The organism is Paenibacillus sp. GM2FR, assembly GCF_002803325.1.
Classification (GTDB): domain Bacteria; phylum Bacillota; class Bacilli; order Paenibacillales; family Paenibacillaceae; genus Paenibacillus_AQ; species Paenibacillus_AQ lautus.
In genome coordinates this window covers 3,314,407-3,336,662 of sequence record NZ_MKZM01000008.1, presented here as the reverse complement: position 1 = coordinate 3,336,662, position 22,256 = coordinate 3,314,407, and the positions used below count along the sequence as shown (strand labels likewise).

At 49.3% G+C, this 22,256-nt stretch carries 19 protein-coding genes; 8 read left to right on the top strand and 11 right to left on the bottom strand.

The genetic code is table 11. The features are described 5' to 3' along the window. Nucleotides 1-73: 73 nt before the first annotated feature. The 3 genes from PAEVO_RS15020 to PAEVO_RS15010 all read left to right on the top strand — a co-directional run bounded on the left by PAEVO_RS15020 (nt 74) and on the right by PAEVO_RS15010 (nt 4,603). A complete protein-coding gene (locus tag PAEVO_RS15020; RefSeq protein ID WP_100538261.1) occupies nt 74-583 on the top strand; it encodes a GNAT family N-acetyltransferase in 510 nt (169 codons plus the stop codon). Between the two features lie 245 nt (nt 584-828). After that, nucleotides 829-4,164 carry a DEAD/DEAH box helicase gene (locus tag PAEVO_RS15015; RefSeq protein ID WP_100538260.1) on the top strand — a complete coding sequence of 1,112 codons (3,336 nt, stop codon included), beginning with the start codon at nt 829-831 and terminating at the stop codon, nt 4,162-4,164. A gap of 100 nt (nt 4,165-4,264) precedes the next feature. Beyond that, nucleotides 4,265-4,603: a potassium channel family protein gene (locus PAEVO_RS15010; protein WP_100538259.1), complete on the top strand. Its 339-nt coding sequence runs from the start codon at nt 4,265-4,267 to the stop codon at nt 4,601-4,603. 172 nt (nt 4,604-4,775) lie between these two features. Here PAEVO_RS15010 and PAEVO_RS34355 read toward each other — a convergent pair whose 3' ends face one another. Both PAEVO_RS34355 and PAEVO_RS34350 read right to left on the bottom strand, forming a co-directional pair. Continuing rightward, nucleotides 4,776-5,018, bottom strand: a complete 243-nt coding sequence (locus PAEVO_RS34355) for a hypothetical protein (RefSeq protein WP_243390779.1) — start codon at nt 5,016-5,018, stop codon at nt 4,776-4,778. Between the two features lie 103 nt (nt 5,019-5,121). Continuing rightward, nucleotides 5,122-5,265, bottom strand: coding sequence for a hypothetical protein (locus PAEVO_RS34350; protein ID WP_243390778.1), 144 nt, complete (start codon nt 5,263-5,265; stop codon nt 5,122-5,124). Nucleotides 5,266-5,411: 146 nt separating this feature from the next. Between PAEVO_RS34350 and PAEVO_RS15000 the strand changes: the two genes are divergently transcribed. Both PAEVO_RS15000 and PAEVO_RS14995 read left to right on the top strand, forming a co-directional pair. Continuing rightward, nucleotides 5,412-6,029 carry an NUDIX hydrolase gene (locus PAEVO_RS15000; RefSeq protein ID WP_100538258.1) on the top strand — a complete coding sequence of 206 codons (618 nt, stop codon included), beginning with the start codon at nt 5,412-5,414 and terminating at the stop codon, nt 6,027-6,029. Nucleotides 6,030-6,053: 24 nt separating this feature from the next. Then, entirely contained in the window at nt 6,054-8,123 is a 2,070-nt protein-coding gene (locus PAEVO_RS14995; RefSeq protein WP_100538257.1) for a peptidoglycan D,D-transpeptidase FtsI family protein, read from the top strand. A 100-nt stretch (nt 8,124-8,223) separates the two neighbouring features. Here PAEVO_RS14995 and PAEVO_RS14990 read toward each other — a convergent pair whose 3' ends face one another. The 6 genes from PAEVO_RS14990 to PAEVO_RS14965 form a co-directional block, all read right to left on the bottom strand. Then, on the bottom strand, nt 8,224-9,255 hold the full coding sequence (locus PAEVO_RS14990; protein WP_100538256.1) for a glycoside hydrolase family 88/105 protein: 1,032 nt from the start codon (nt 9,253-9,255) through the stop codon (nt 8,224-8,226). A 43-nt stretch (nt 9,256-9,298) separates the two neighbouring features. Further along, a complete protein-coding gene (locus PAEVO_RS14985) occupies nt 9,299-10,132 on the bottom strand; it encodes a carbohydrate ABC transporter permease (protein WP_100538255.1) in 834 nt (277 codons plus the stop codon). Between the two features lie 5 nt (nt 10,133-10,137). Further along, complete coding sequence (locus PAEVO_RS14980; protein WP_100538254.1) at nt 10,138-11,037, bottom strand: carbohydrate ABC transporter permease; 900 nt, start codon at nt 11,035-11,037, stop codon at nt 10,138-10,140. Between the two features lie 118 nt (nt 11,038-11,155). Then, nucleotides 11,156-12,496: an ABC transporter substrate-binding protein gene (locus tag PAEVO_RS14975; protein ID WP_100538253.1), complete on the bottom strand. Its 1,341-nt coding sequence runs from the start codon at nt 12,494-12,496 to the stop codon at nt 11,156-11,158. A gap of 143 nt (nt 12,497-12,639) precedes the next feature. After that, nucleotides 12,640-14,187: a response regulator gene (locus tag PAEVO_RS14970; protein ID WP_100538252.1), complete on the bottom strand. Its 1,548-nt coding sequence runs from the start codon at nt 14,185-14,187 to the stop codon at nt 12,640-12,642. Nucleotides 14,188-14,200: 13 nt separating this feature from the next. Further along, nucleotides 14,201-15,934 carry a cache domain-containing sensor histidine kinase gene (locus PAEVO_RS14965; RefSeq protein ID WP_100538251.1) on the bottom strand — a complete coding sequence of 578 codons (1,734 nt, stop codon included), beginning with the start codon at nt 15,932-15,934 and terminating at the stop codon, nt 14,201-14,203. A gap of 227 nt (nt 15,935-16,161) precedes the next feature. Here PAEVO_RS14965 and PAEVO_RS14960 point away from each other — a divergent pair, with 227 nt between their 5' ends. The 3 genes from PAEVO_RS14960 (at nt 16,162) to PAEVO_RS14950 (ending at nt 18,187) form a co-directional block, all read left to right on the top strand. Next, nucleotides 16,162-17,268 carry a rhamnogalacturonan acetylesterase gene (locus tag PAEVO_RS14960; RefSeq protein WP_100538250.1) on the top strand — a complete coding sequence of 369 codons (1,107 nt, stop codon included), beginning with the start codon at nt 16,162-16,164 and terminating at the stop codon, nt 17,266-17,268. Between the two features lie 101 nt (nt 17,269-17,369). Next, the gene (locus tag PAEVO_RS14955; protein WP_207797481.1) at nt 17,370-17,744 is read left to right on the top strand and encodes a sensory rhodopsin transducer; all 375 of its coding nucleotides are present in this window, start codon (nt 17,370-17,372) and stop codon (nt 17,742-17,744) included. Between the two features lie 14 nt (nt 17,745-17,758). After that, the gene (locus PAEVO_RS14950) at nt 17,759-18,187 is read left to right on the top strand and encodes a GNAT family N-acetyltransferase (protein WP_100538248.1); all 429 of its coding nucleotides are present in this window, start codon (nt 17,759-17,761) and stop codon (nt 18,185-18,187) included. Here PAEVO_RS14950 and PAEVO_RS14945 read toward each other — a convergent pair. The 3 genes from PAEVO_RS14945 to PAEVO_RS14935 are packed head-to-tail and all read right to left on the bottom strand — an operon-like array spanning nt 18,166 to nt 22,020. Next, complete coding sequence (locus tag PAEVO_RS14945; RefSeq protein ID WP_207797480.1) at nt 18,166-19,368, bottom strand: Ger(x)C family spore germination protein; 1,203 nt, start codon at nt 19,366-19,368, stop codon at nt 18,166-18,168. The two genes, PAEVO_RS14950 and PAEVO_RS14945, sit on opposite strands and share 22 nt — an antisense overlap. Beyond that, nucleotides 19,365-20,456 carry a spore germination protein gene (locus PAEVO_RS14940; RefSeq protein WP_100538247.1) on the bottom strand — a complete coding sequence of 364 codons (1,092 nt, stop codon included), beginning with the start codon at nt 20,454-20,456 and terminating at the stop codon, nt 19,365-19,367. The genes PAEVO_RS14945 and PAEVO_RS14940 overlap by 4 nt, the downstream gene beginning before the upstream one ends. A 25-nt stretch (nt 20,457-20,481) precedes the next feature. Beyond that, the gene (locus PAEVO_RS14935) at nt 20,482-22,020 is read right to left on the bottom strand and encodes a spore germination protein (protein ID WP_100538246.1); all 1,539 of its coding nucleotides are present in this window, start codon (nt 22,018-22,020) and stop codon (nt 20,482-20,484) included. Nucleotides 22,021-22,256 lie beyond the last annotated feature (236 nt).

Sequence of the window (22,256 nt, the reverse complement as noted above, 5' to 3'; positions counted from 1 at the left end):
GTAAAAAAATGATTGCATATGGTAATCGAACGGATAGAATGAGTTTATTAGATGACAGAGGGAGTGTCCTATCATGAATGCTTCGTTTACGATTATGGAGGTCGAACAATTAGAAACCGACACGCATCATCAATTAACGGAATTATTGATTCGGGTAGTAGAAGAGGGAGCATCGGTGGGATTCTTAGCTCCACTGTCTTATGATGAAGCTTCCGCTTACTGGGAGGATGTGCTTGGCCCAGGGGTTACCCTGTGGGTAGCTGTGCAGGATGGGCAGATGATCGGCACGGTTCAATTGCAGTGCGCCATGAAGGCGAATGGCAGACACCGGGCCGAGGTAGCGAAACTGATGGTGGATCCTGCATCCCGTCGCGGAGGGATCGGCAGAGCGTTGATGCAACATCTCGAGCCTAAAGCCAAGGAAGAGGGCAGAACCTTGCTGGTCTTAGATACCCGGGAGGGGGACCCCTCCAACAAGCTATATCAGTCTCTGGGTTACATCCAAGCAGGAGTCATTCCTGATTATGCCATATCCTCTAACGGCCAACTGGACGGGACGGTGCTGTATTACAAACGTATCTAAGCCACGAAGCGGAGGGGTTGGATGGAGCGGGACGGATAGTCGGTTTCATCATATCTATCGGGGCATGGAGAGGGAATAACAAGCGTTATGATCGATTGATCCGTTATGATGAGAAGCAGCGCAAGAACTTGCCGTAGCGGCGAGTTCTTTTTTAGATATCAGAAAGTATAAACTTGGAAGCATGGGCCTTTCCGCACAAAATGGTATACTGTTTTTTAGCAGTAAATAGAGAAGGGATTGTGGTTATGGGTTACCAGCTGACTGAACGGGTGATCAAGCTATTATGCGGAAAGACCTCCTACGATCGCGGCGGGGTTTTATATAGAGATGGACATGTAACGATGCGGAAACAAGATCCGGACACTCGAAAATACGAGGCTGAAGTGACGGATCAGGAGTCGGGTATCGTCTATGTCGAGATTGACTCAAACGGGGATGTATTCACCGAATGCAGCTGTATCGATTATGGATTCTCCCGGAAGCGCTGCAGGCATATTGCGGCTCTGCTCCTGAACATCCGTGATATTGAGCAAATGGTAGAAGCTCCAATGCGCCCCTATCCATCGTTATTACATCCTTCTGTCAATGGAAATGCCGGAGACGGGCAATTAACGCCTCGGTACTCCCCGGAGCATGACAGAAGCATGGATGAAGGGGAACAAGATGCGCTGCTCAGCAGCCAGCTGCTCGGATTGTTCTCATATTCTGAAGGCCGGAGAGCTACGGCAGCTTCCAGGTTTGACACCCGAGAGGTGCTGGAGATGGAGTTCATTTTCAAATTATATCCTTACGGAAATCGGAAATACTTGTTCGGCGTTGAACTGCGAGTAGGTAAGAAACGCCTGTACATCGTACAGCGGATTCGAGAGTTTTTGGCGTGTGTAAAACACGCTGAAACCTGCATATTCACGAAGAATTTCACGTACGATCCGGACTTCCACAGCTTTCAAAAGGAGGATGATGATATTCTCCAGGAGCTGATTCGTATATACGATCATGAAAGCATGTATAAACAGTCAATGGACATGTATACCTCGCATGGAAAAAACGGAAGCGGTGACCGAATGCTGATTATTCCTCCCACTTTTTGGCCCCAGGTAAGGGAACGATTATCCCATTCGAACCATTCCCTGTTGTCTTTGGACGGGATCCTCACGGATAAGCTGGAATTCGTTCAAGATCCGATCCCCCTTCAATTCGAGTTTGATGAAGCCGGGGATGATCATTACCTGATGAAGATCGAGGGACTGGAGCGAATGATCGTTCTGGAAGGCTACGGCCTCGTCATTGTGGACGGTAAGCTCATTCAGCTTGAATTGGATGCTTGCAGAAGACTCTCCGAGATGAAATTGCTGCTTGAGAATTCGAATAAACCGCATATCCGGATTCAACCTGAGATGATGGAGTCCATTATGGAACGGGTGGTTCCGGGACTGATGAAGCTTGGAAGTGTCCATGTGGCGCAGACTGTATCCGACCGCATTGTCAAAACGCCTTTAAAAGCGAAGCTCTATCTGGACCGGGTGCGTGGCCGGCTTTTGGCCGGACTCGAATTTCATTACGGAGACATCACCATTAATCCGTTGGAGGGACATCGTGCCATACGCAGCAGCAGCTCAATCCTCGTTCGCGACGGAGAGCAGGAGCAGCGGATTCTCGAGCTCATGGAGAACGCCTCCTTTGCCAAGACCGATGGCGGTTTCTTCATGAACGATGAGGATGCCGAATACGATTTCCTGTACCATACGATACCGCAGCTGGAGAAGCTGCTGGTTGTTTATGCAACGACGGCCGTGAAGGAACGGGTGCTTACTGAACCGATGGGAGCCAAGGTGCGGGTGGAGGTCGACGAACGGACGGATTGGCTTGAATTGAAGTTTGATATGGAGGGGATTCGAGAAGCCGAAATCCGGGAGATCGTCAAATCGCTTGAAGAAAAACGCAAATATCACCGGTTGCGAAACGGAGCGCTGCTTCCCCTGGAAAGCGCCGAGTTCCAGGCGGTGGTCGCCTTAATGAACCGGGTAGGGCCTTGGTTATACGAAGGGGAGGGCACGCAGTTCAAAATGCCGGCAGTCCAAGGACTTCAGCTGCTGGATTGGGAAGATACGGGATCAACGGTCCAGCTTGGCCGATCCTTGCGCCGAATGCTGCAGCACGTGAAGAATCCGGATCATTTGGATTTTGCCGTGCCGCCGAGCCTCGACACGGTCCTCCGGGATTATCAGAAATTTGGCTTCCAATGGATGAAGACGATGGCCCACTACCGCTTTGGCGGCATCTTGGCCGATGATATGGGTCTCGGCAAAACGATTCAGAGCATTGCTTTCATTCTATCGGTGCTCCCGGAGATCAGAGATCGCAACGAACCTGCACTCATCGTGGCGCCGGCTTCTCTGCTCTATAACTGGCATAACGAGCTCCAGAAGTTTGCACCCGAGATCAAGGCCGTCATTGCCGATGGTACGCAGAACGAGCGGGCTAAAATCATACAGAATGCGGGGAATGCAGATGTCATCATTACTTCTTACCCGCTGCTACGCAGGGACGTTGAACGCTATGCGAAGCTGCCGTTTTTAACGTTAATTCTGGATGAAGCCCAATTCTTCAAAAATTACACGACGCAAACGGCTCAGGTTGTAAAAACGCTGCATGCCCGTTATCGGTTTGCGCTGACAGGCACTCCGGTCGAGAACCGACTGGAGGAATTGTGGTCCATATATGATGCCGTTTTCCCGGCACTCTTTGGAGATCGAAAAGCGTTTCAGGAATTGCCGAAAGAAACCGTGGTGAGAAGGGTGCGTCCCTTCCTGCTTCGCAGGCTGAAATCAGATGTGCTTAAGGAGCTGCCGGAGAAGATCGAGACGGTTCAGTCATCGGGTCTGCTGATCGAACAGAAAAAGCTCTATACCGCCTATCTTGCGAAGTTAAGGCAGGAGACGCTCAAGCATTTGGCGCAGGATGGCTTTCAGAAGAGCCGGATTCGCATCCTGGCGGGTATTACCCGTCTGCGCCAGATCTGCTGTCACCCGGCCCTTTTCGTGGAAGGCTATGAGGGCAGCTCGGCCAAGTTTGAGCAGCTCCTGGAAACCATTGAAGAATGTCGCCTTGCGGGAAGACGGATGCTGGTATTCTCCCAGTTTACGGGGATGCTGAATCTGATTGCCGGGGAGCTCGGATATCGGGGGATTCCGTTTTTCTACTTGGATGGACAGACTCCGGCCTCGGAGCGAGTGGAGCTGTGCCAACGCTTTAACGAGGGAGAACGGGAAGTGTTCCTCATATCGCTGAAGGCAGGCGGAACGGGGCTGAACCTGACCGGGGCCGATACGGTGATCTTGTATGACCTTTGGTGGAATCCGGCTGTGGAGCAGCAGGCGACGGACCGGGCACATCGCATCGGACAGAAGAAGGTTGTGCAGGTGATACGGCTGGTGGCTCAGGATACCATCGAGGATAAAATGGTCGCTCTGCAGCAGAAGAAGAAGGATCTGATCGAGGAACTGGTTCAACCGGGAGGAGAGTCGCTTCCAAGCTGGACCGAGGCGGAAATCCGGGAGCTGCTGACGCTTCAGGGTTAGCCTCTAAGTGAGGATGGGCGCAGGGCATAAACGCTGATATAATAGCTGTATGTGATTTATGTAACGTATACTCCAGTTAGAGAATAGGACGGTTTTTGGGATGATATCTTTTTTACTAACATTAAAACGTCTTTTCAGCGGTTTATTTCGAGCGTTTAAGCAGCGTTATTTTGTAGCGCTGTTTGTCCTGATTGTCATTATGCTGTTATCGGGTACGATGTTTTATACCAGGCAGGAAGGGTTATCCGTGTTGGACGCTCTATATTTCTGCGTAGTGACGTTGAGCACGGTAGGTCATCCGGAATTCGTGCCGCAGACGCCGCTAGGTAAAACATTCACGATGGTCTATATTGTCGTTGGTACGGGTTTATTCCTTGGGATGGCGGGACAATTGGCGTATGCCTTAATCCGAACGAATCAAAGGGATGAGAAAGACTGAAAGAATTCCTAATGGAAAAAAGGAAACATTCCAGGCGTTTGTGCTGTGACCCGATTTGTGGAAGGTGCATAGAAAACAGTCTTGGACTTAACTAGCAAGCAGATGACCTCTGAATTCGTCAGGGGTCATCTTTTTTTATGTCCACGGGTATCGCTAAGATGAGCCGCTTACCCTATTGGACCGTTACCGCAAAATAAAAGCTGGCGCGTCCCTGATCCAGAGGCCATGTACAGTGAATTTCGTACAGATACGAGCCGGGTACTGTCGGTACGGTATATCCGTCGTTATCGGGATCCGTCAGATTTAGGATGGTAAAGCCATGTATTCCTTCGGGTGGCGTTGTTTTAATGTCCACACCGCCTTTGACAACAACAGGTGTTATATCCTTCAGCTCCGGTCGGACTGCATCCGTCATCGAACACTTATCCCCGTTGCACCATGAATAAAGGTACCAGCCTCGCTGCACCGCGATTTCGGTGCCGTCGATTGTCACCTTGGGCATCGGAGGTTCGACGGACTTAACCCATAGGGACTGAACGGCTTGGCGCGCATTGTCCTTTGAGATCGGTTTTAAATTCTCTGACCTTGATCCGACATAATACCCCTGTACCAAACATAACGATAAGCAGGATTACATATAGAACCGATCGGGTTTTCTTCATGTAATAAAGCCCCCTTAATATATCACTCGTCTCATAATCAGGCGGAAAATATGTTATAATTTTGAAATCAAACACTTCCATTATAAACCAATCGTGAGTAGCAGGCGTTATATATATATGAGAAGAAATCGAAGAGGGATGAATCTATGACACTAAAATGGTTGGATTGGGCAAAAGAGATACAGGCGATCAGCCAGGCCGGACTGGAATATACGAGGGATGTCTATGACAAGGAACGGTTTGAGCAGCTGAGGGAGCTCAGCATCAAGATCATGCAGGAGTATACCGAAGCAGGCGACGAGAAGATTCGTACCCTGTTTGCGAGTGAAACCGGATACCAAACGCCGAAGGTGGATGTCCGCGGCGTTATTTTTCAAGACGGAAAGCTGCTGCTGGTGAAGGAAAAGGCCGACGGAGCTTGGGCGCTGCCGGGAGGATGGGCGGACATCGGACTATCGCCTGCGGAGGTCGTGGTGAAGGAAGTAAAGGAAGAGGCCGGTTACGACGTGCGTGCAGGGAGGCTGCTGGCCGTATTGGACAAGAAATTTCATAACCATCCGCCATCGGCCTTCCATGTGTACAAAATGTTTATTCATTGCGACATTACGGGCGGAGCTGCAGGCGTGGGGACCGAAACGTCCGAGGTCGGTTTTTTCCGGCAGGACGAACTGCCTCCGCTGTCTGAGGAACGAAATACGAAGGAACAATTACAGCGAATCTTCGAATTCGAGAAACAGCCACATTTGCCAACTTGGCTGGATTAAACCATATAAAGGAGCGTAGACAATGTGATAGGTTTTAAACCTTATAAGGACGTACCAGATGAAGCGGAAATGAAACGAAGATTTAATGGACGGATCAATATTTTCTTTTTTAGTGCATTTCTTATCTTTTGCGTCATCATCATTCGCATGGCCATCTTGCAGTTCGTTGAGGGACCGGAGCTGGCGAGTCAGGAAACCGGCGGAGAGCAGAAGCATTTCCCGCTGCAGCCGATCCGGGGGTCCATCATTGATGCATCCGGCACGAAGCTTGCTTACTCTACGGCTTCAAATTCTCTATACATCACCCTGATGAAGGATTACAGCAAGAAGACGGACAAAGGAAAAGAAAACCGGCCGGAAGCGGAGGAGATAGCGAAGCGGCTTGTCCAGGCGTTTAACAAGTATGGGGATCCGGACATGGAGCCGATGACCGTCAAAGAAGTGATTGACGCCTTGGATTTGGAGTATATCAAGCAGCATGGATATGAGCCGAGACGAATCAAGTCCGATTTGACGAAGGAAGAGATCGCTTATTTTATGGAGAACCGCGCCAAGTTCCCCGGCATCCAGATCGTGGAGGAGAATGTAAGGCACTATGATCCGGATACGGTGGCCGTTCAGACGATCGGATTTCTAAAGAAGTTCAGAGGCTCTAAAGACCTTAAGGATTATGAGGCTATTGATCAGAGCAACAAGGATCAGAAGAATCCCGGCTTGATCTACACGGAAGAAGAGTGGATTGGCTATGACGGATTGGAACGGATGTATCAGGAAGAACTGCGCGGCAAGAGCGGGTATCTCAGCATTCCGATCAATCCTCAGAATATGGTGGACGGCGTACCGACGATGGTCGCCCCTGAAAAAGGCCATGATATTCACACCACGATTCATAAAGACATTCAGCTTGCCACGGAGCAGGCCATCATGGATCAGCTTCAATATCTTCATACTCATCCGGTATCGGGTAAGTTACATAAGGATGCCTTAACTGGATATGCGGTCGCCATGGAGGTGGATACCGGTCATGTGGTTGCGATGGCGAGCATGCCGGATTACGACTCGAATGTGCGGGTAAATGGTGGCAAAATTACGCAGGAAATCGTGGATGCGACAGGAAACGGCACGATCACGATATTTGGCTCAGGCAGATCGGGACATGGGTTCGAATCCATGATCTATCTCGGTTCCGTCATTAAACCGCTGTCTGTGTTGATCGGGCTGAATGAGGGATTATTCGGTCTTAATGAGACGTATCCCGATCAGGGCTTTGCATCCATTGGTCGGGAAGGACATGAAAAAAAGATCTCTAACTCAGGTGGACATCGAAATGGCCCCATTAAAGCTCAACAAGCTATCCAGCAATCCTCGAATGCTTTTATGATCGATATGATTGGCAAAAGGTTAGTCAATAAGTATGGCGGGGAGAAGGGCGTTGAGGTCTGGGGTCAGTATATGGAGCAGTTTGGTCTTGGAGTTGTAACGGGGAGTGGCTTGCCCGGGGAATTAAAGGGCCGGGGAGAGTATACCGATACGAAGGCAGCGGGAAGTAATCTGGCTGCGTTAGCTTATGCGTCCTTCGGGCAGATGGGGAAATACACCCCTCTTCAACTTGCCCAATACACCGTCATGCTGGCGAATGAAGGCAAGCGGATCAAGCCGCAGCTGGTCAGCAAAATCACGGATCAGGATGGCAACGTGGTCAAGGAATTCGGGCGCGAGGTCCTGGATGAGATTGAATTCCCCAAGGCATACTGGCAGACCGTCAAGCGGGGGATGAATACACAGGGTCTTGCAGCCTTCGAAGATTTTAAATACGACTTTGCCCGCAAAACAGGTACATCCGAGCAATCATATAAAGGTGTTAACCTTGATAACGGTGTTTTCATCGCCTTTGCTCCGCGGGATAATCCGAAGCTGGCGGTGGCCGTCGTTGTGCCGGAAGGCGGCTTCGGCTCGCAAAGCGCCGCGCCGATTGCGAGGAAGATATTCGACGCTTATGACGAAGTCTACGGACTTGACGGAACGCCGCATCCGAAGAAGACTGAAGAGCAGAAGAAGGATAGCGGCGAGGACGAGACAGGGGGCAATAGATAAGAAGCGTAGTCGCAGAGTCGCGTTAAATTGCATAAACCAAAGGCAGGCTGTAGAGGTGAACTTCTCCTCTCCAATCCTGCCTTTTTTGTGTCGCATTTCATCAATAAGGATTGTCCTTGATCTTGAGCACTTCTGCGAGAAAGGTTAATGCCAGGCCTTGACCCCAGCCTTGTATCCGCTTATCGGGCACGCCTTTGTATCCCGCGGCGTCCTTCATGACGGCCGTTCCCGCGGAGACGCCGGTAACGGTACCATCCTCGGTGATCTTGGACAAGATCCCGTCAATCGATTTCTGCGTGTATTTATTGTAGATGCGTCCTTTGGTGAGCAGGGCAGCAGCGATACCGGCTGAGCCGGACGTTTCCAGCGGAGATTGCGGATCGGTTGTAATCGTATGCCACAGGCCGGATTCATGCTGCAGCCGGACCAGGGCGCTAAGCTGGTCGCGCAGCGAGCCTTCGATGATCATGAAGGAGGGATGCGTTACCGGGACGAGCTCCAGAGCACGGGCCATCGTGATGGCAGCCCAGGCATTGCCCCGGCACCAGAAGACGCCTGACATATGGTTTCCGGCGATATTGTCCCAGCCGTGATAATAGAGATTTGTGATGGGATCCTGCAGGCAATCCTCGTGGCCGTGATACTGCTTCAAGCCATCCTCGAAGTAATCCTTCCGGTCCAGCATCACGCCAATCCGAAGCAGGAAGTAGCCTGCCATGAACATGGTATCGACCCACGCCTGTTCCGGAAAGTTATACGTTTCGGAGTTCACCGTATGCTGAAAGATGCCGTTGCCGAAACGCAGCGCATCATGCGTGAGATAATCGGCCATTTCCTTGGCCGTTTCGATATAACGCTCATCCTCATAAACCTCGTACAAGGTGAGGAGGGAGTGGCCGATGGAGACGCCGTTGACGGACAGCTTCGGCAGCCCCTCCTCCATGTTTTCGTCGACCCAGGCTTTCAGTTGTTCCAGATACTCCTTTTTGCCAGTGGCCTTATAGGCCTCGCATACTCCGTAAAAGGCAACCCCGCCCGGCCAATCCCAGCTGAAATCCATGCGAAAGGTCCGGTCAACCACGCGGTCTATGACATTCTCAATCTGTTGATCATCAAATACAAGTGCAGGCATTGTTAAAACTCCCTTCATATTCAATTGCGTCGATGTGTATGAATTACCCTTTCAATCCCGTCGTGCTGATCCCTTCCACGATGTATTTCTGGAAGATAAAGAAGACGATGACGACCGGCAGCAGCGATAAGGTAGCCATGGCAAACATGCCGCCCCAGTTATTAAGCGACTCGCCGTCAAGGAACAGCTTCAAGGCAAGTGACACCGGATATTTCTCCGGGTTGTTCAAATAAATGAGCGGATTGATGAAATCATCCCATCTCCAGTAGAAGGAGAAAATCGAACACGTAATGAGAGCGGGCACGATCAGCGGCACAACGACCCGGAAGAAAATCCCGTACTTGCTGCATCCGTCAATTTTGGCGGCTTCGTCCAGTTCCTTCGGAATGGTGCGGATAAATTGCATGATCAGGAAGATGAAGAACGGAATGCCGAAGAATTGGGGAACAATTAATGGTTTAAAGGAAGACAGCCAGCCGAATTTGGCAAACATCACATATTGCGGAACGATCACGACATCATGGGGCAGCATCATCGTAATCATCATGCAGGCGAACCAGAACTGCTGTCCGAAGAACTTGGTCCGAGCCAGGCCGAAGGCGACAAGCGCAGAGGAAGCGACGGCACCCATGGTGGAAATGATGACAATGATGAACGAGTTCTTGAAGAAGGTGCCGAAGGTGGTCCCGGCGAATCCCTTCCAGCCCGTAGCATAATTCGAGAATTCCAGCCGACTCGGAATCAGGCTGTAAGCCGTCGTGAAGATTTCATGGTTCGGTTTAAGCGAGCTTGCCACCAGCCACAGAATCGGATAGGTCATGCCGAGGGCGAACAATCCGACCAGGGTATGGTAGAGAACACGTCTGGATTTGGTCATAATCGTCAATCTCCTTTCGACTCGTAATGAACCCAGCGGGTGGATGATCTGAAGATGAGCAGGGTCAGGATACCGACGATAATGAGCATGATCCAGGCAAGCGCTGACGCGTAACCCATTTCAAAATGCGAGAACGCCTTGCGGTACAAATAAAGCGAATAGAGCAGCGTTTGATCGAGCGGTCCGCCTTCTCCGCGCGAAATGATGTAGGCGGGGGTGAAGGTCAGGAACGCTGAAATCGTCTGGAGCGTCAGATTGAACAAAATAATCGGACTGAGCATAGGCAGCGTAATTTTGAAAAAGCGATGGACCGCGTTGGCGCCGTCCACGCTGGCGGCTTCGTAGTAATCCCTTGGGATATTCTTCAAGCCGGCCAGAAAAATAATCATTGAAGAGCCGAACTGCCAGATGGACAATGCAATCAGCGTCCAAAGCGCCGTGCTGGGATTCCCGATCCAAGAGGTCGTGGAGTGGATCCCGAAGAGGGACAGGGCAGAGTTCACGAGTCCCTTGTCGCCGAAGATCTGCTGCCACATGATGGCCACGGCCACGCTTCCGCCGATGAGTGAAGGCAGGTAGAAGGCGGAGCGGTACAGCCCTACGGCCTTGGTTGCGGTATTCAGAATCATGGCAACGAAGAGGGCAAATATGAGGCGAAGGGGAACGCTGGCGAATACATAGGTGAACGTGACCTGAAACGACTTGCCGATTTTGTCGTCCTCGAGGAACAATCGTTCATAATTCCCTATGCCCAGCCATCTTGGCGCTTCCATCAGATTATAATTGGTGAACGAATAATACAGGGACGAGAGGATGGGATATAAGGTAAAGATGAGAAAACCAAGAACGAACGGCGCTGAAAACACGTAACCGGTGATGTGCTCGTTCTCACGGAGCCTCTTCATAGATTTCAACCCCTACGATTCAGATTTGGTTGCGCCCCGTGCAGGGGTCACTGATGTAAAAAGGCATCTCTTGCACGGGAAAGATGTGCCGGAGATGCCTTGTCTAGCCGTGTCCTGGTTATTGCTGAGATCTGGCCAAGATGGCATTCGCTTCCTTGCGGAACTCGGCCGCGGCATCTTCGATCGAGATTTTCTTGAACAGGATGCGTTCGCTGAGATCTCGCAGCAGCTTCTCGATCTCCACCGCGCCAATCGGGTTAGGCGGATCGCCTGGCGTGCTGTTGGCCTCAGCCCAAGTAACATAGTCGAAAATTTTGGCTTCATTCTCGGAGAGGAGCGGCTTAAGTGCTTCTTTCACCTTGGCGGATACGGGAACGCCGCGCTCGCCCTTAATCAGCTTGTTCGCCTCAATATCATTGATGAAGAAGCTGATGAATTTAGCGGCTTCCTCTTTATGCTTGGACGTTTCGGTGACCGAGAAGTACATCGAAGGTTTCAGGAAAAGACCGTCCTTCGTTCCAGGCCCGGGCATCGGATTCAGCTCCAACGGACGATCGGTGACCAGGTTGGCTACAGCAAGGAACTGGTTGGACCAGCCGGTACCCGATATGGAGTTGCCAAGGACGATTTCATCCTCTTCCGCTACGCCTTTCTTCTGGGCTTCCTTGTCCAGAGACAGGATGTATCCGTTGTCGTACCATTTCTGGTAGCGGGTGAAATAATCGATAAAAGGCTTATCGTCGCTGTATCCGATCGTTTTACCGTCAGCGCTGTACATTTTCTGGCCGATGGTTCTTAGGTAGTACGGGAAGAAGACGTCATGCCGGTAAGCAAAGCCTCCGATTTGCAGGCCTTTTTCCTTGGCTTGGGCACCCATTGTGTCCATGTCGTCCCAAGTCCATTCTTTGGATGGAATATCGATACCGTTCTTCTTCATCGTCTCAACATCGAAGGTGGTCTGAAGTGCGTTCACGCCGAGGTTCATGGCAACGAGCTTACCGTTGACCTCACCGCCGCTCAGCGCATTCTCGCTGACATCGGCGACATCCAACTCGCCGCTCTCGGTGAACGGCTTCAAATCCGCGAGCTGATTCCGGCCAGCATATTGATTCAGATAAGAGATGTCCATTTGAATAATGTCCGGGAGTCCGCCAGCCACCGCTTGGGGAGCAAGCTTTTTCCAGTAGTCATCAAATGGAGCGTACTCCGGCTCAATCGTGACATGCGGATTCTGGGACTCATACATTTCAATGACCTTCAAGGTATAATCATGCCGGGACTGTCCGCCCCACCAAGCAATGCGGAGTTTGACCGGATCCTTGCTATCGCTTGCAGCCGCCGGCGGTGTCTCCGTTCCGGTTCCGCCGCTGGCTGGTGGTTCGGCAGCGCCGCCGCCCGAACAGCCAATCAAGCTTCCGATCAGGGAAAACATTAGAACCGCGTTTAACACTTTTTTCATTCCATTTCCTCCCCTTTGTTGATAAACCGCTTCATATCGTTTCAAATGTTAGTGCTTACATTCCCAATTATCTTGTTTCCGCGGGGAAAGAGTAAGGAAAAAAACCGTGCAATTTGTTTAAAAAGCAGAGATGTACGTACAAGTTAATCACTCTTTTTCATATATTCGGAAGGAGTGCACCCGATCTGTTTCTTGAACACCTGGCTGAAATATTGAGGATTATCACCGAAACCGAGCCGCTCGGCCATTTCAAAAATCTTGATATCGGGATCGCTTGCCATCATTTCGGTTGCGCGCTTCATCCGAAGCTTCATCACGTAATTGGAGAATTTCTCACCGGTCTCCTTCTTGAACAGCTTGCCAAGATAGTCGGCGTTCATATACAGCATGTCGTTTGCCACCAGATTGAGTGTAAGCTCCGAGTTTCCCAGCTGCTCCTCGATAATCTCAACTACCTTGCGGACGATGGCATTATACTTGACTTTGTTCTGCTCGAAGTTTCGCAGCGTGATTTCCCGTACCGTTTCTTCCAGTACGGCTTGAATCGCTTGGAGCGTGCTCATTTCGGCGATTTCCGGGATCCGCGCGTAACGTTCCTGCATCTGGTCCGGATCGGTCAGCCGGATGAGGGACACGTATTGCTGAATGATATAGGATTTGGTCATCTCGATGCTCAGCTGCGCACGCTTCAGCTCCTGGACGAATTCGGTCAGGGCCAGCTCCGCTTCATTGCGGTGGCCGGATCGGACCGGCATGCAGAGGCGTTCCTCGTCGAGGACAAACGTTCCTTCCAATCCGCCGGCGTGAAGCGTGTCTTCCGTAGTGATCATCCCGCTCTCATCCAGATAGAAGCGGTAGTTCAGGCATTGCAGCGTATCCCGGTACAGCTTTCGAGCCAGGGTAACAGGCCCGGGATCGCTGATCGCGATCGTTACGTCCATCTTGTAATACTGTTTAAAAGTACACCGGATATCCTGCAGCTGTTGATGGAGCCGCTGTTGATCTTTTTGGTTCTCAATGAGCACCAGTACATGCTGCCCGATCGTCGTACTCAGGAGCGTTGTGTCCAACAGATCCTCGGCAATGTTCTTCACGGCGAATTGATGCTCATATTCAACGATGCCCTCCAGCTGGAACAACAGCAGACGGACGGGCTGATCGAAATTCGTTTCGAACAGGCTTCGGTACTCCTCCAAGTCATGGCGTCCATAGGTTTTGTTGGTGACAAACTCCTTGAGCACCTGTTCTTTGACATGAGGCAGCACCTTTCGAAGTCGGCCTTTCATCTCCTGGATAAAAGACTCCTTGTATTCGTTCAGGGTCAGCTCGTCAGTGACCTCTTTCAGCGCCCCTCCGATCTTGACCTCGTCGGTCGGCTTGAGCAGGTAATGCTTCACGCCGTATTGCATGGCACGGTTGGCATATTCAAATTCGCCGTAACCGGAGAGCAGCACAAATTTGATATGTGGATGGGAGGCATAGGTTTTGGCTACGAGCTCAAGCCCATCCAGCCCGGGCATGCGAATGTCGCAAACGACGATATCCGGGCTCTCCCTGACGATTTTCTCATACGCTTGAATTCCGTTCTGGGCGGTACCCGCCAGCTCGGTTCGATATGCCTTCCAGTCCACCATTTGAGATATGCCGTCCAGAATAATTCGTTCATCGTCCACGAGCAGAACTTTGTACATCCGAATCCCTCCGTTATTTGGGTAAAGACAGAATTACGCGGGTCCCAAGACCCGATCCGCTGTCGATGGTTAAACCGTAGTGGTCGCCAAAAGCCAGCTTGATCCGTTCATCGATGTTTAACAGTCCAATCCCGTTACCGCTGGTAGCCAAGTCGCCGTTTCGCAATCGGGTCAATGTATCCGGCGGCATGCCGGGGCCGTCATCCTCAACCATGACGCAGAAAGCGGAAGGAGTCTCATTGCAGGACAACGTTATTCGGCAAGGGTTAACGGATGGCTCCAGCGCATAATGAATCGCATTTTCAAGCAGTGGCTGAAGGGACAGCTTTGGAATTTTGCGCTGCAAATCCTGCTCCTTCACATCCATCGTGAAATCTAGGCGGTCTTCAAACCGGAACTTCTGAATAATGACGTAGTTTCGGACAATCTCGAGTTCCTCTCCCAGTGTCAGAATCGGCTCTTTCAAGCTGACGGAGTTACGAAGAAGGAAGGCTAAGGCCTGCACCATGTCGGAGATTTGGGTTTGCTTGTTCATCTTCGCCAGCCAGTTCACGGATTCCAACGTGTTATACAGAAAGTGGGGGTTGATTTGCGCTTGCAGCGCTTTGAACTCGGTCTCTTTGATTAACAGCCGGTTCGAATAGTTCTCGGTAATCAGCGCATTGATTCTCTCGATCATGAGACGGAACGTCCGATGCAGCAGGCCCAGCTCGTTCATGGCGACAGGAGCAGCGTCCTGAGGCAGTACGTTGGCTTCCGCAAAGTTTCCTTTTTCCGCAAGCTTCATCCGAGAGATGAGACTTTCGATAGGACGTGTCAGGCCTCGGCTGAACCGGATGCCGAGCAGAATCGCAACCGCGAAGATAACGGTAAACACGATGATGACAAGCTCTTTAATGAATATGATTTGCTTGAAGGTCTGATTAAAAGGCGTGACATTCATATACGTCCACCCCGTGTTGCCCGATCGGTTATGTGCAATGAAGTAGGTATGGCCATCGATTTCGCGGGTAAGGTACCCGTTTCCGGATGACAGGGAGAATTGAATGACCGACGGATCAAAGTGCGGCGTTGCAGGGTAGATCACATCCGCACCCGAGGTCACGATCAGGTCGCCTTCTCCGCCGGCGGATTTCCGGACGATTTTGTCCATATTGATCCGAATAATGATGGTTCCCAAGTAGTTAAGATCGAATAAGGTTCCAGAGTAGGATCTTATTTCCCGGGAAAGTACAAGAGCCGAATCCGTTTCGTCCGGGTACACCCAGCGTTCTTCTCCATCCGCATCTCCGGCAAGCTGAAGAATAAACTCCTTTTTGGCGGGATTAATCGGGACGACACTGCCGACATCCTGCTGTTTATCGTAGGAATCGATCAGATGGATGGAATACAGCATCGGCTCGGAGCCTACATAATTCAGGAGGCGGTCCACCAAATGCTGCCGCAGGATGAGACGGTCATAGTCGGAGTCGCTCCCGGCGATGGAACGTAACATATTTTGAATCTGGGTATCGGTCATGATGTTGAAGGACAACTGTTCGATCCGTTCGAGCTCTGACTCAATCGCAGAGGAGGACAGGTGTAAGACCTGTGATGATTTGAGGTAAAGCTGCTCGTCGTAGATGGAGAATGCATATTGCTGGACGATGACGGCGAAGGTAAATGCCATCGCAACGATTAAGCTGATAAGTAGGGAAAGCTTATTTTTGATTTTCATATTTTTATAGATCGTCATCCATTTTTGCACGGCAACGTCTCCTTGCGCAGGGGCCTAAAATGTCGTGTACACATTATGTACCGGGTTGTAAACGCTGTCAACATAGACATCGTTATTACAGCATCTGGAATATCAATATCAAAGATTCGTCAGGTAGTCGGTTATTTGAACAAGGAGGTCGGTTATTTGAATTTATGTTTGGGGGCTCCCATACGATAATGTTTTTAGATGAAAGCGACAAAGGGAGGTGAAGTTCGTTGCAATGCAGGTATAAATTCGATTTCGGTACGGAAGCGCCGGGCCACGAACATACCAAAATAACCGCTGAAACCTTATATAGTCCGGAACTTGGCTTTGGATTCCATTCTTTATCTCACCTATCCGCTGTGAATCGGGCAGGGGAGAAGGCGTTAATGCGAGATTTTGTAATACCACTGCATGCTGCGTTTCAGGTCGATGTGATCGATGGCTTGTACACCCTGCATCTACTGATCGGCGATGCCTGGTTTGATACCGAAACCTCCATTCGGGGAACGGAAGGGCAGATGCTGCTGGATGGGAAACGCATACCGGCAGGTCACTTTGAACGATTTAGTGTGACGGTGCCGGCTGTTCAAGGCAAAATCGTATTGACCTTCTCGGGCCGTGCTCCCCGGATTAATGCTTTGGAAGTGGCACCTGCGCCGCATGCTTGCCATGTGTTTCTGGCGGGGGATTCAACGGTAACGAACCAACCGGCTGACGGTTATCCCTATGCCGGGTGGGGGCAAATGCTGCCCGCTTATATTAAAGCGGATGCGGCTGTAAGCAATTATGCCCGTTCCGGCCGAAGCTCCAAGAGTTTTATTACGGAGGGAATTCTGGAGCAAATATCTGAGAAGATGAAGCCTCATGATTATATGCTGATTCAGTTTGGCCATAACGATCAAAAGCGGGATGAGGAGAGGTATACCGAGCCTTTTTCGACATACAAGGATTCTTTGAAGAAATACGTGGATGTTTGCCGGGAGAAACAGGCGACTCCGATTCTGGTAACGCCCGTTCACCGCCGTTATTTTGATAGCAAGGGGTTATTGGAGGATACGCATGGCGATTATATCATGGCGGTGCGGGAACTGGCGGATGAGGAGCGTATACCCTTAATCGATTTGGCTGCGCTGAGTTTGGAGTATTTTAACCAGCTGGGTCCCGAAGGGACCAAATCCGTGTTTATGTGGGGGAGGCCAGGGGAGTTTCTTCTGTTTCCGCAGGGTGTAACGGACAACACTCATTTTCAAGAGCGCGGTGCGGCCCGGTTGGCCGACATGGTGGCTCGCCGTTTGAAGGCGCTTGGACTCCAGCCGTTGTCTCTGTTTTTACGCTAGCCTGATGGGTCGGAACGAGGATTAAAGGAATTTTCGGTGTCCATAGCGAATGTATTTTTATTTATGCAGCCTAAATCGATGAGTTGCGAGGAGTGAAACGCATGTCAAAAGGTGAAAAACAATGGATTATTCCCGACGGGTATATCCCTCCTGAAAGCAGCGGAGAACTAACCAGTCATGAATCCGTCTGTGTGTTGAACTTAACCGAGCAGGACGTTGTGGTTACGATTCATGCTTACTTCGAGGATCGTGATCCATTGCTGGGAATGGAAACCATCGTACCAGCAAGAAGAACCAAGCACATACGAACCAGCTCGCTTCAAACGGACGGCGGGCAAGGTATTCCTCCAGGTATTCCCTATGCCATGGAAGTTACGAGCAGTGCACCCGTATTTGTTCAATACAGCCGTCTCGATTCCACTCAGGCTGAGAATGCCTTGATGAGTGTTATGGCGTATCCGGTAACCAGATCCTAAAGGATGGTGATTGTATGGTACAGACTGTGACATATACCTCAGAGCCGCCTGAGGACTTTCGTCAACTAGAGGCTTTGTATGCTTCGCTAGGTTGGAACTCCATTCATCTCTCCGTTACGGAATTGAAAACCATGTGCTTGCAGAGCTGGTATGCCATCTATGCATATGAAGGACGGAGATTGGTAGGCATGGGACGTTTGATCTCCGATGGGGTTATTACCGGCGTTATATGCGGATTAGGCGTACATCCGGATTATCGGTCCAGAGGGATCGGCCGACAGATCCTCCATCGATTGGTTGAACATTGCGAGAAGTCCCGGGTCTTCCCGCAACTGATGTGTGAGGAAGGGCTGGAACCGTATTATGAGAAGCTGGGCTTTCAGCGATTTACCATTGGGATGAAGAAGGATATACAGCGAACTCATTCATCGGATGTCCCATAATCTTTGATCGTTATTTTTACCTCATACTGGATCGGAACCTCACTAAATGTTTGATCCCAATCTTTTTTGGCTGTCTTCCATATATGAGGATACTTAATTCTTAATTTGTTTCCGAAACCGGAAACGTCTGTCTTGTATTCATGTTGAATTTTATCGAGTACATTCTTTACCAAACGTTCAACCTCGTCTTCAATCGCTTTTTCCACTCTTTTCAAAAATTCAGTTTCGATGGTTTTCTCCGAAACGACCCAATGCTCGGCAATTCTTCCTTCAGACTCGATTTCTATATTAAACGAGATATTGTTTCCATCAACATGAGGTTTAATTTTACTTTTCATAGACAATATTTCGTATATTACAGGCTGACCTGTCTTTTTATCAACGCTTTTAACCAAACCGCCTTTCCCCTTTCCGGTTATCCACGTTAAGCCCTCTATTTCCTTTTCATTCAAAAAACCACGTAGTTTTTTCGTTTTCCCTTCAATGACGGCAGCTCCTGAAAATTTCGTTTCTCCATTGGATGACGAGACGACATTTTGCAAAAGAAAGCTGGCTCCGGAATGCAGCTTCCCCTCTATTTTGGTAAGTGTAGTGGGAGGTAAAATTTTGGTGGTTCTTCCGTGACCGTGGGTCATTTCAACGAGTCGGAATGCTGGGATATCCATCGGTTTTTTCGATTCTAGTGTTTTACTCGCACGGTTTTGAGCAATTAGAAGGAGGCCGCTTGGTCTCATCTCTTGTTCTCTAATAAAAAAATCCAAAATCTTTTGCATATCCAAGGTACGCGCAAGGTCCTCTCCAATGATTATCACTTTTGAATGTTCGGCAAAGGCACGTTTGTCGATTCTTAATACCATATTGCGTAAAGTTGGCAGGATCGCATCTCCTGTTTCAGAAACGTTATTGTAAGCTTTTTGCGGTGATGAACCTGTTTTTGCTCCTTTTCCTGTTGTTTCTGAGGTGACAAATTGATTGGTTATCGTAATTCGATCCCGGTTAAGACGCCCGCCTGCTTGTCCCGCTGACTCTTCTTGAGGCCCCCCTTGTTTTTCCAAATCCAAAGAAGTGCCTACAATGAGGCCCAGATCTTCAATTTCTTTTTTGCTCCAGCAACCTGTAAGAGGTAGGAGTATAAGAATCAACAGCGCACTCAAGAGGAACCGTATCGTGATGTGCTTCAAGCTTTTCCACCTCTCAAACTCGATACTAGAAGTAAGATGAATGGCAGTACAGCAAATAATAATAACGCGACATTGCCGATGATATCCCCCAGTTTAAAGAGGTCATTGATATTTTTTGGAACCATCGCAATGACGTAAATAATCGGAATCAAGCCATATGTAAAGGGATGAATCTTCTTTTTGAAGAGCTGCGCCAGCCCTAAAGCTGCCGCATAGTAGGTAATGGTAAAGGTCGTAAATATTTGCATAATCCATATCACAAGCAGCAAAGATTCAAAACGTTCAAAGATCAAACCGGGGATTTCAAAACTTCGCATAAGCTCAAGTGTAGGCCATGTACTCGTGACCACTCCGTCGATAGACAGGGCTCCTATGACCATAACAACGGTGATGACGTAAAAGAGCAAGGGGATGAATACTCCAACTAAAACAACTTTGACGGCTTTGTCCGGCTGTTTCATAAACGCTACAAGGAGCAGCATAATTTCAGAACCTAAAAATGCAAGAGCGGTTGTCTTTATTCCTTTTAGCATGGGGCCAATTCCCAATCCTAATACGGGACGGAGATTGTCCATCTCAAATATGCCTAAGCTCAAAAAGGCAACCAGTAAAAAAATGACGATTGTAATAGGAAATATGATTTCAAACAAACGGGCGATCGTGTTTATTCCGCCTAAGATCAGATAGAGACCTATCCACATAAAAGGCAGGATAATGGCCCAGGTGGGGGTGCCTTCCAGCAAAAAAAGGCCGGTTACTTCTGCCATGGTTCTGACCTCGTATGCAGAAATGGTAAAAAAGTAGCCGATAATAAGTAAACTGAGGAACCCGCCCACCCATTTTCCTACAATTTCTTGGCTGTATTGATAGAAGGTTTTTTCGGGGAATCGCTGGTTTAATTTCACGATGATCAACCCCACGATCATGGCGATCATCCCGCCCAAAATAACGGTGATCCACACATCCGGTGTTTTCACTTTCTCCACAGATGTTCGGGGGAGGGTGAGGATCCCGGCAGCAAGAATATAGTTGACGAGGATAACAACTGCTTGTGAATTCGTAATTTGTTCTTTTGGACTACCCAACATGTTGTTTATTTCCTTTCATAGAGAGCTATCCTTTGCGGATGGAGTCTTTCCTATGTATCGCCTTCCGACGGCGTTTCATCTTCACAAGTGGCATACGAATCATATAGTCTTTCCAATCACTTACTCGATAAGGAACGATCGGAGTGACAAAGGGAACACCAAAACTCTCCAACCTTACTAGATGGCTGCAAAGGAAAAGGAAAAACAGAACGACCCCGTATAATCCAAACACAGCAGCGAAAAACATGGCTATAAAACGAAGCATGCGAAACGTAATTCCAGCGCTGTATTGAGGGATGGCAAAGGAGGAAATGGCGGTTAACGCCACCACGATCACCATAATTGGACTGACAATCCCCGCTTGTACGGCAGCTTCTCCTATGACCAATCCACCGACGATACCCATGGCCGGACCAATGGGTTTAGGCAATCGCAGCCCACCCTCCCGCAAAATCTCGATCGCGACTTCCATAATCAGTGCTTCGATTAGTGCGGGAAACGGTACGCCTTCCCTCGTGCCCATGATAGACAAGGCCAGTTTGGTTGGGATCAATCCCTGGTGAAACGAGACAAACGAAATATACAAGGAGGGTCCAAAAAGCGAGATAAGGGCCGCGAAATAGCGCAAAAGACGGATGAGAAAAGTAGGTAACCAACGATCGTAATAGTCCTCTGGTGAGTGCAGCATCATACTAAATGAAACCGGAACGATCAGAGCGAAAGGTGTCCCATCCAACAAAATCGCAACTCGTCCTTCCATCAAGGCACTGTAAACGCGGTCGGGACGCTCCGTATTCTGTACTTGTGTAAAAGGACTGAGGTAATTATCCTCGATCAGCTGCTCTACATAGCCTGATTCCGGTACATCATCCATATTTATTTTTTTGATTCTTGCCTGGACCTCTTCCACCAAAGCAAGGTCTGCCATGTCTTTGATATAGGCGATGACAAGTTCTTTTTTCGAACGTTGTCCGACTTGAAACTTGATGATGGATAAGTTGTAGTTGTCACCATGCTGTCGTAAAAGGGCGGTATTATCACTTAACGATTCCGTGAAACCTACCCGTGGACCTCGAACCAATGGTTCCGAAGTCGGCTCTTCAATACTGCGCGATTTCCCTTTGGTTGTACCGAGAATGAGCACATTCTGCACACCATCCACTAACAATGCGGTCGAACCTGTCAATACCTTGGACACCAAGTCGTTTACATGAGGTGCTTCTGTTACTTCACTAATGGTAAGAACTTGATTTTTAATAAACTCTTTAGAAATGGCCCCTAGCACAGAAGATGGATCTGGGTTATTTTTTTCGGAGAAGCTCACCATAAGAGATTTCATAATATGTTTGTCGATGAGTTCTTTATCCGACAGTCCTTCTACGAAAATGATGGCTGCACAAATGCCTGTGCCTCCCATGTGAAACTCCCTAAAGTGCACATCCGAGTTATGACCGATTTCTTTTCTCACCAGTTCAAGATCCAAGGCGAATTTCCCCGTAAAATGCTCTAATGAGGGTTGAGCAGAATTCAATGTTTTGTTTTTTTCGCTCTCATGTTGTTTCATTGTGAATACCTGCCATTTCCTCAGTCTTCCTTTGAGTTATGAATCCATTTAAAAAGCCTTGAGATCATATACGGAATCATAAATGCGATGAAACCCTGCATAAAAACCTTCCAATCCGGAAGGTAGGAAAGCACCATGTTCCACATGTTAATCCCCCTGTTAAGCCAGCATTAGCGTCGTATAAGCATAAGCCTCTATCTTTCCCATTATTATCTAAGCAACAACCGTTTAAACTT

Excerpts from the sequence above, each read along its gene's own strand:
- PAEVO_RS15020 (WP_100538261.1), top strand. The coding sequence starts at position 74 with ATGAATGCTTCGTTTACGATTATGGAGGTCGAACAATTAGAAACCGAC.
- PAEVO_RS15015 (WP_100538260.1), top strand. The coding sequence starts at position 829 with ATGGGTTACCAGCTGACTGAACGGGTGATCAAGCTATTATGCGGAAAG.
- PAEVO_RS15010 (WP_100538259.1), top strand. The coding sequence starts at position 4,265 with ATGATATCTTTTTTACTAACATTAAAACGTCTTTTCAGCGGTTTATTT.
- PAEVO_RS34355 (WP_243390779.1), bottom strand. The coding sequence starts at position 5,018 with ATGACGGATGCAGTCCGACCGGAGCTGAAGGATATAACACCTGTTGTT.
- PAEVO_RS34350 (WP_243390778.1), bottom strand. The coding sequence starts at position 5,265 with ATGAAGAAAACCCGATCGGTTCTATATGTAATCCTGCTTATCGTTATG.
- PAEVO_RS15000 (WP_100538258.1), top strand. The coding sequence starts at position 5,412 with ATGACACTAAAATGGTTGGATTGGGCAAAAGAGATACAGGCGATCAGC.
- PAEVO_RS14990 (WP_100538256.1), bottom strand. The coding sequence starts at position 9,255 with ATGCCTGCACTTGTATTTGATGATCAACAGATTGAGAATGTCATAGAC.
- PAEVO_RS14985 (WP_100538255.1), bottom strand. The coding sequence starts at position 10,132 with ATGACCAAATCCAGACGTGTTCTCTACCATACCCTGGTCGGATTGTTC.
- PAEVO_RS14980 (WP_100538254.1), bottom strand. The coding sequence starts at position 11,037 with ATGAAGAGGCTCCGTGAGAACGAGCACATCACCGGTTACGTGTTTTCA.
- PAEVO_RS14975 (WP_100538253.1), bottom strand. The coding sequence starts at position 12,496 with ATGAAAAAAGTGTTAAACGCGGTTCTAATGTTTTCCCTGATCGGAAGC.
- PAEVO_RS14970 (WP_100538252.1), bottom strand. The coding sequence starts at position 14,187 with ATGTACAAAGTTCTGCTCGTGGACGATGAACGAATTATTCTGGACGGC.
- PAEVO_RS14955 (WP_207797481.1), top strand. The coding sequence starts at position 17,370 with ATGTCAAAAGGTGAAAAACAATGGATTATTCCCGACGGGTATATCCCT.
- PAEVO_RS14950 (WP_100538248.1), top strand. The coding sequence starts at position 17,759 with ATGGTACAGACTGTGACATATACCTCAGAGCCGCCTGAGGACTTTCGT.
- PAEVO_RS14940 (WP_100538247.1), bottom strand. The coding sequence starts at position 20,456 with ATGTTGGGTAGTCCAAAAGAACAAATTACGAATTCACAAGCAGTTGTT.
- PAEVO_RS14935 (WP_100538246.1), bottom strand. The coding sequence starts at position 22,020 with ATGAAACAACATGAGAGCGAAAAAAACAAAACATTGAATTCTGCTCAA.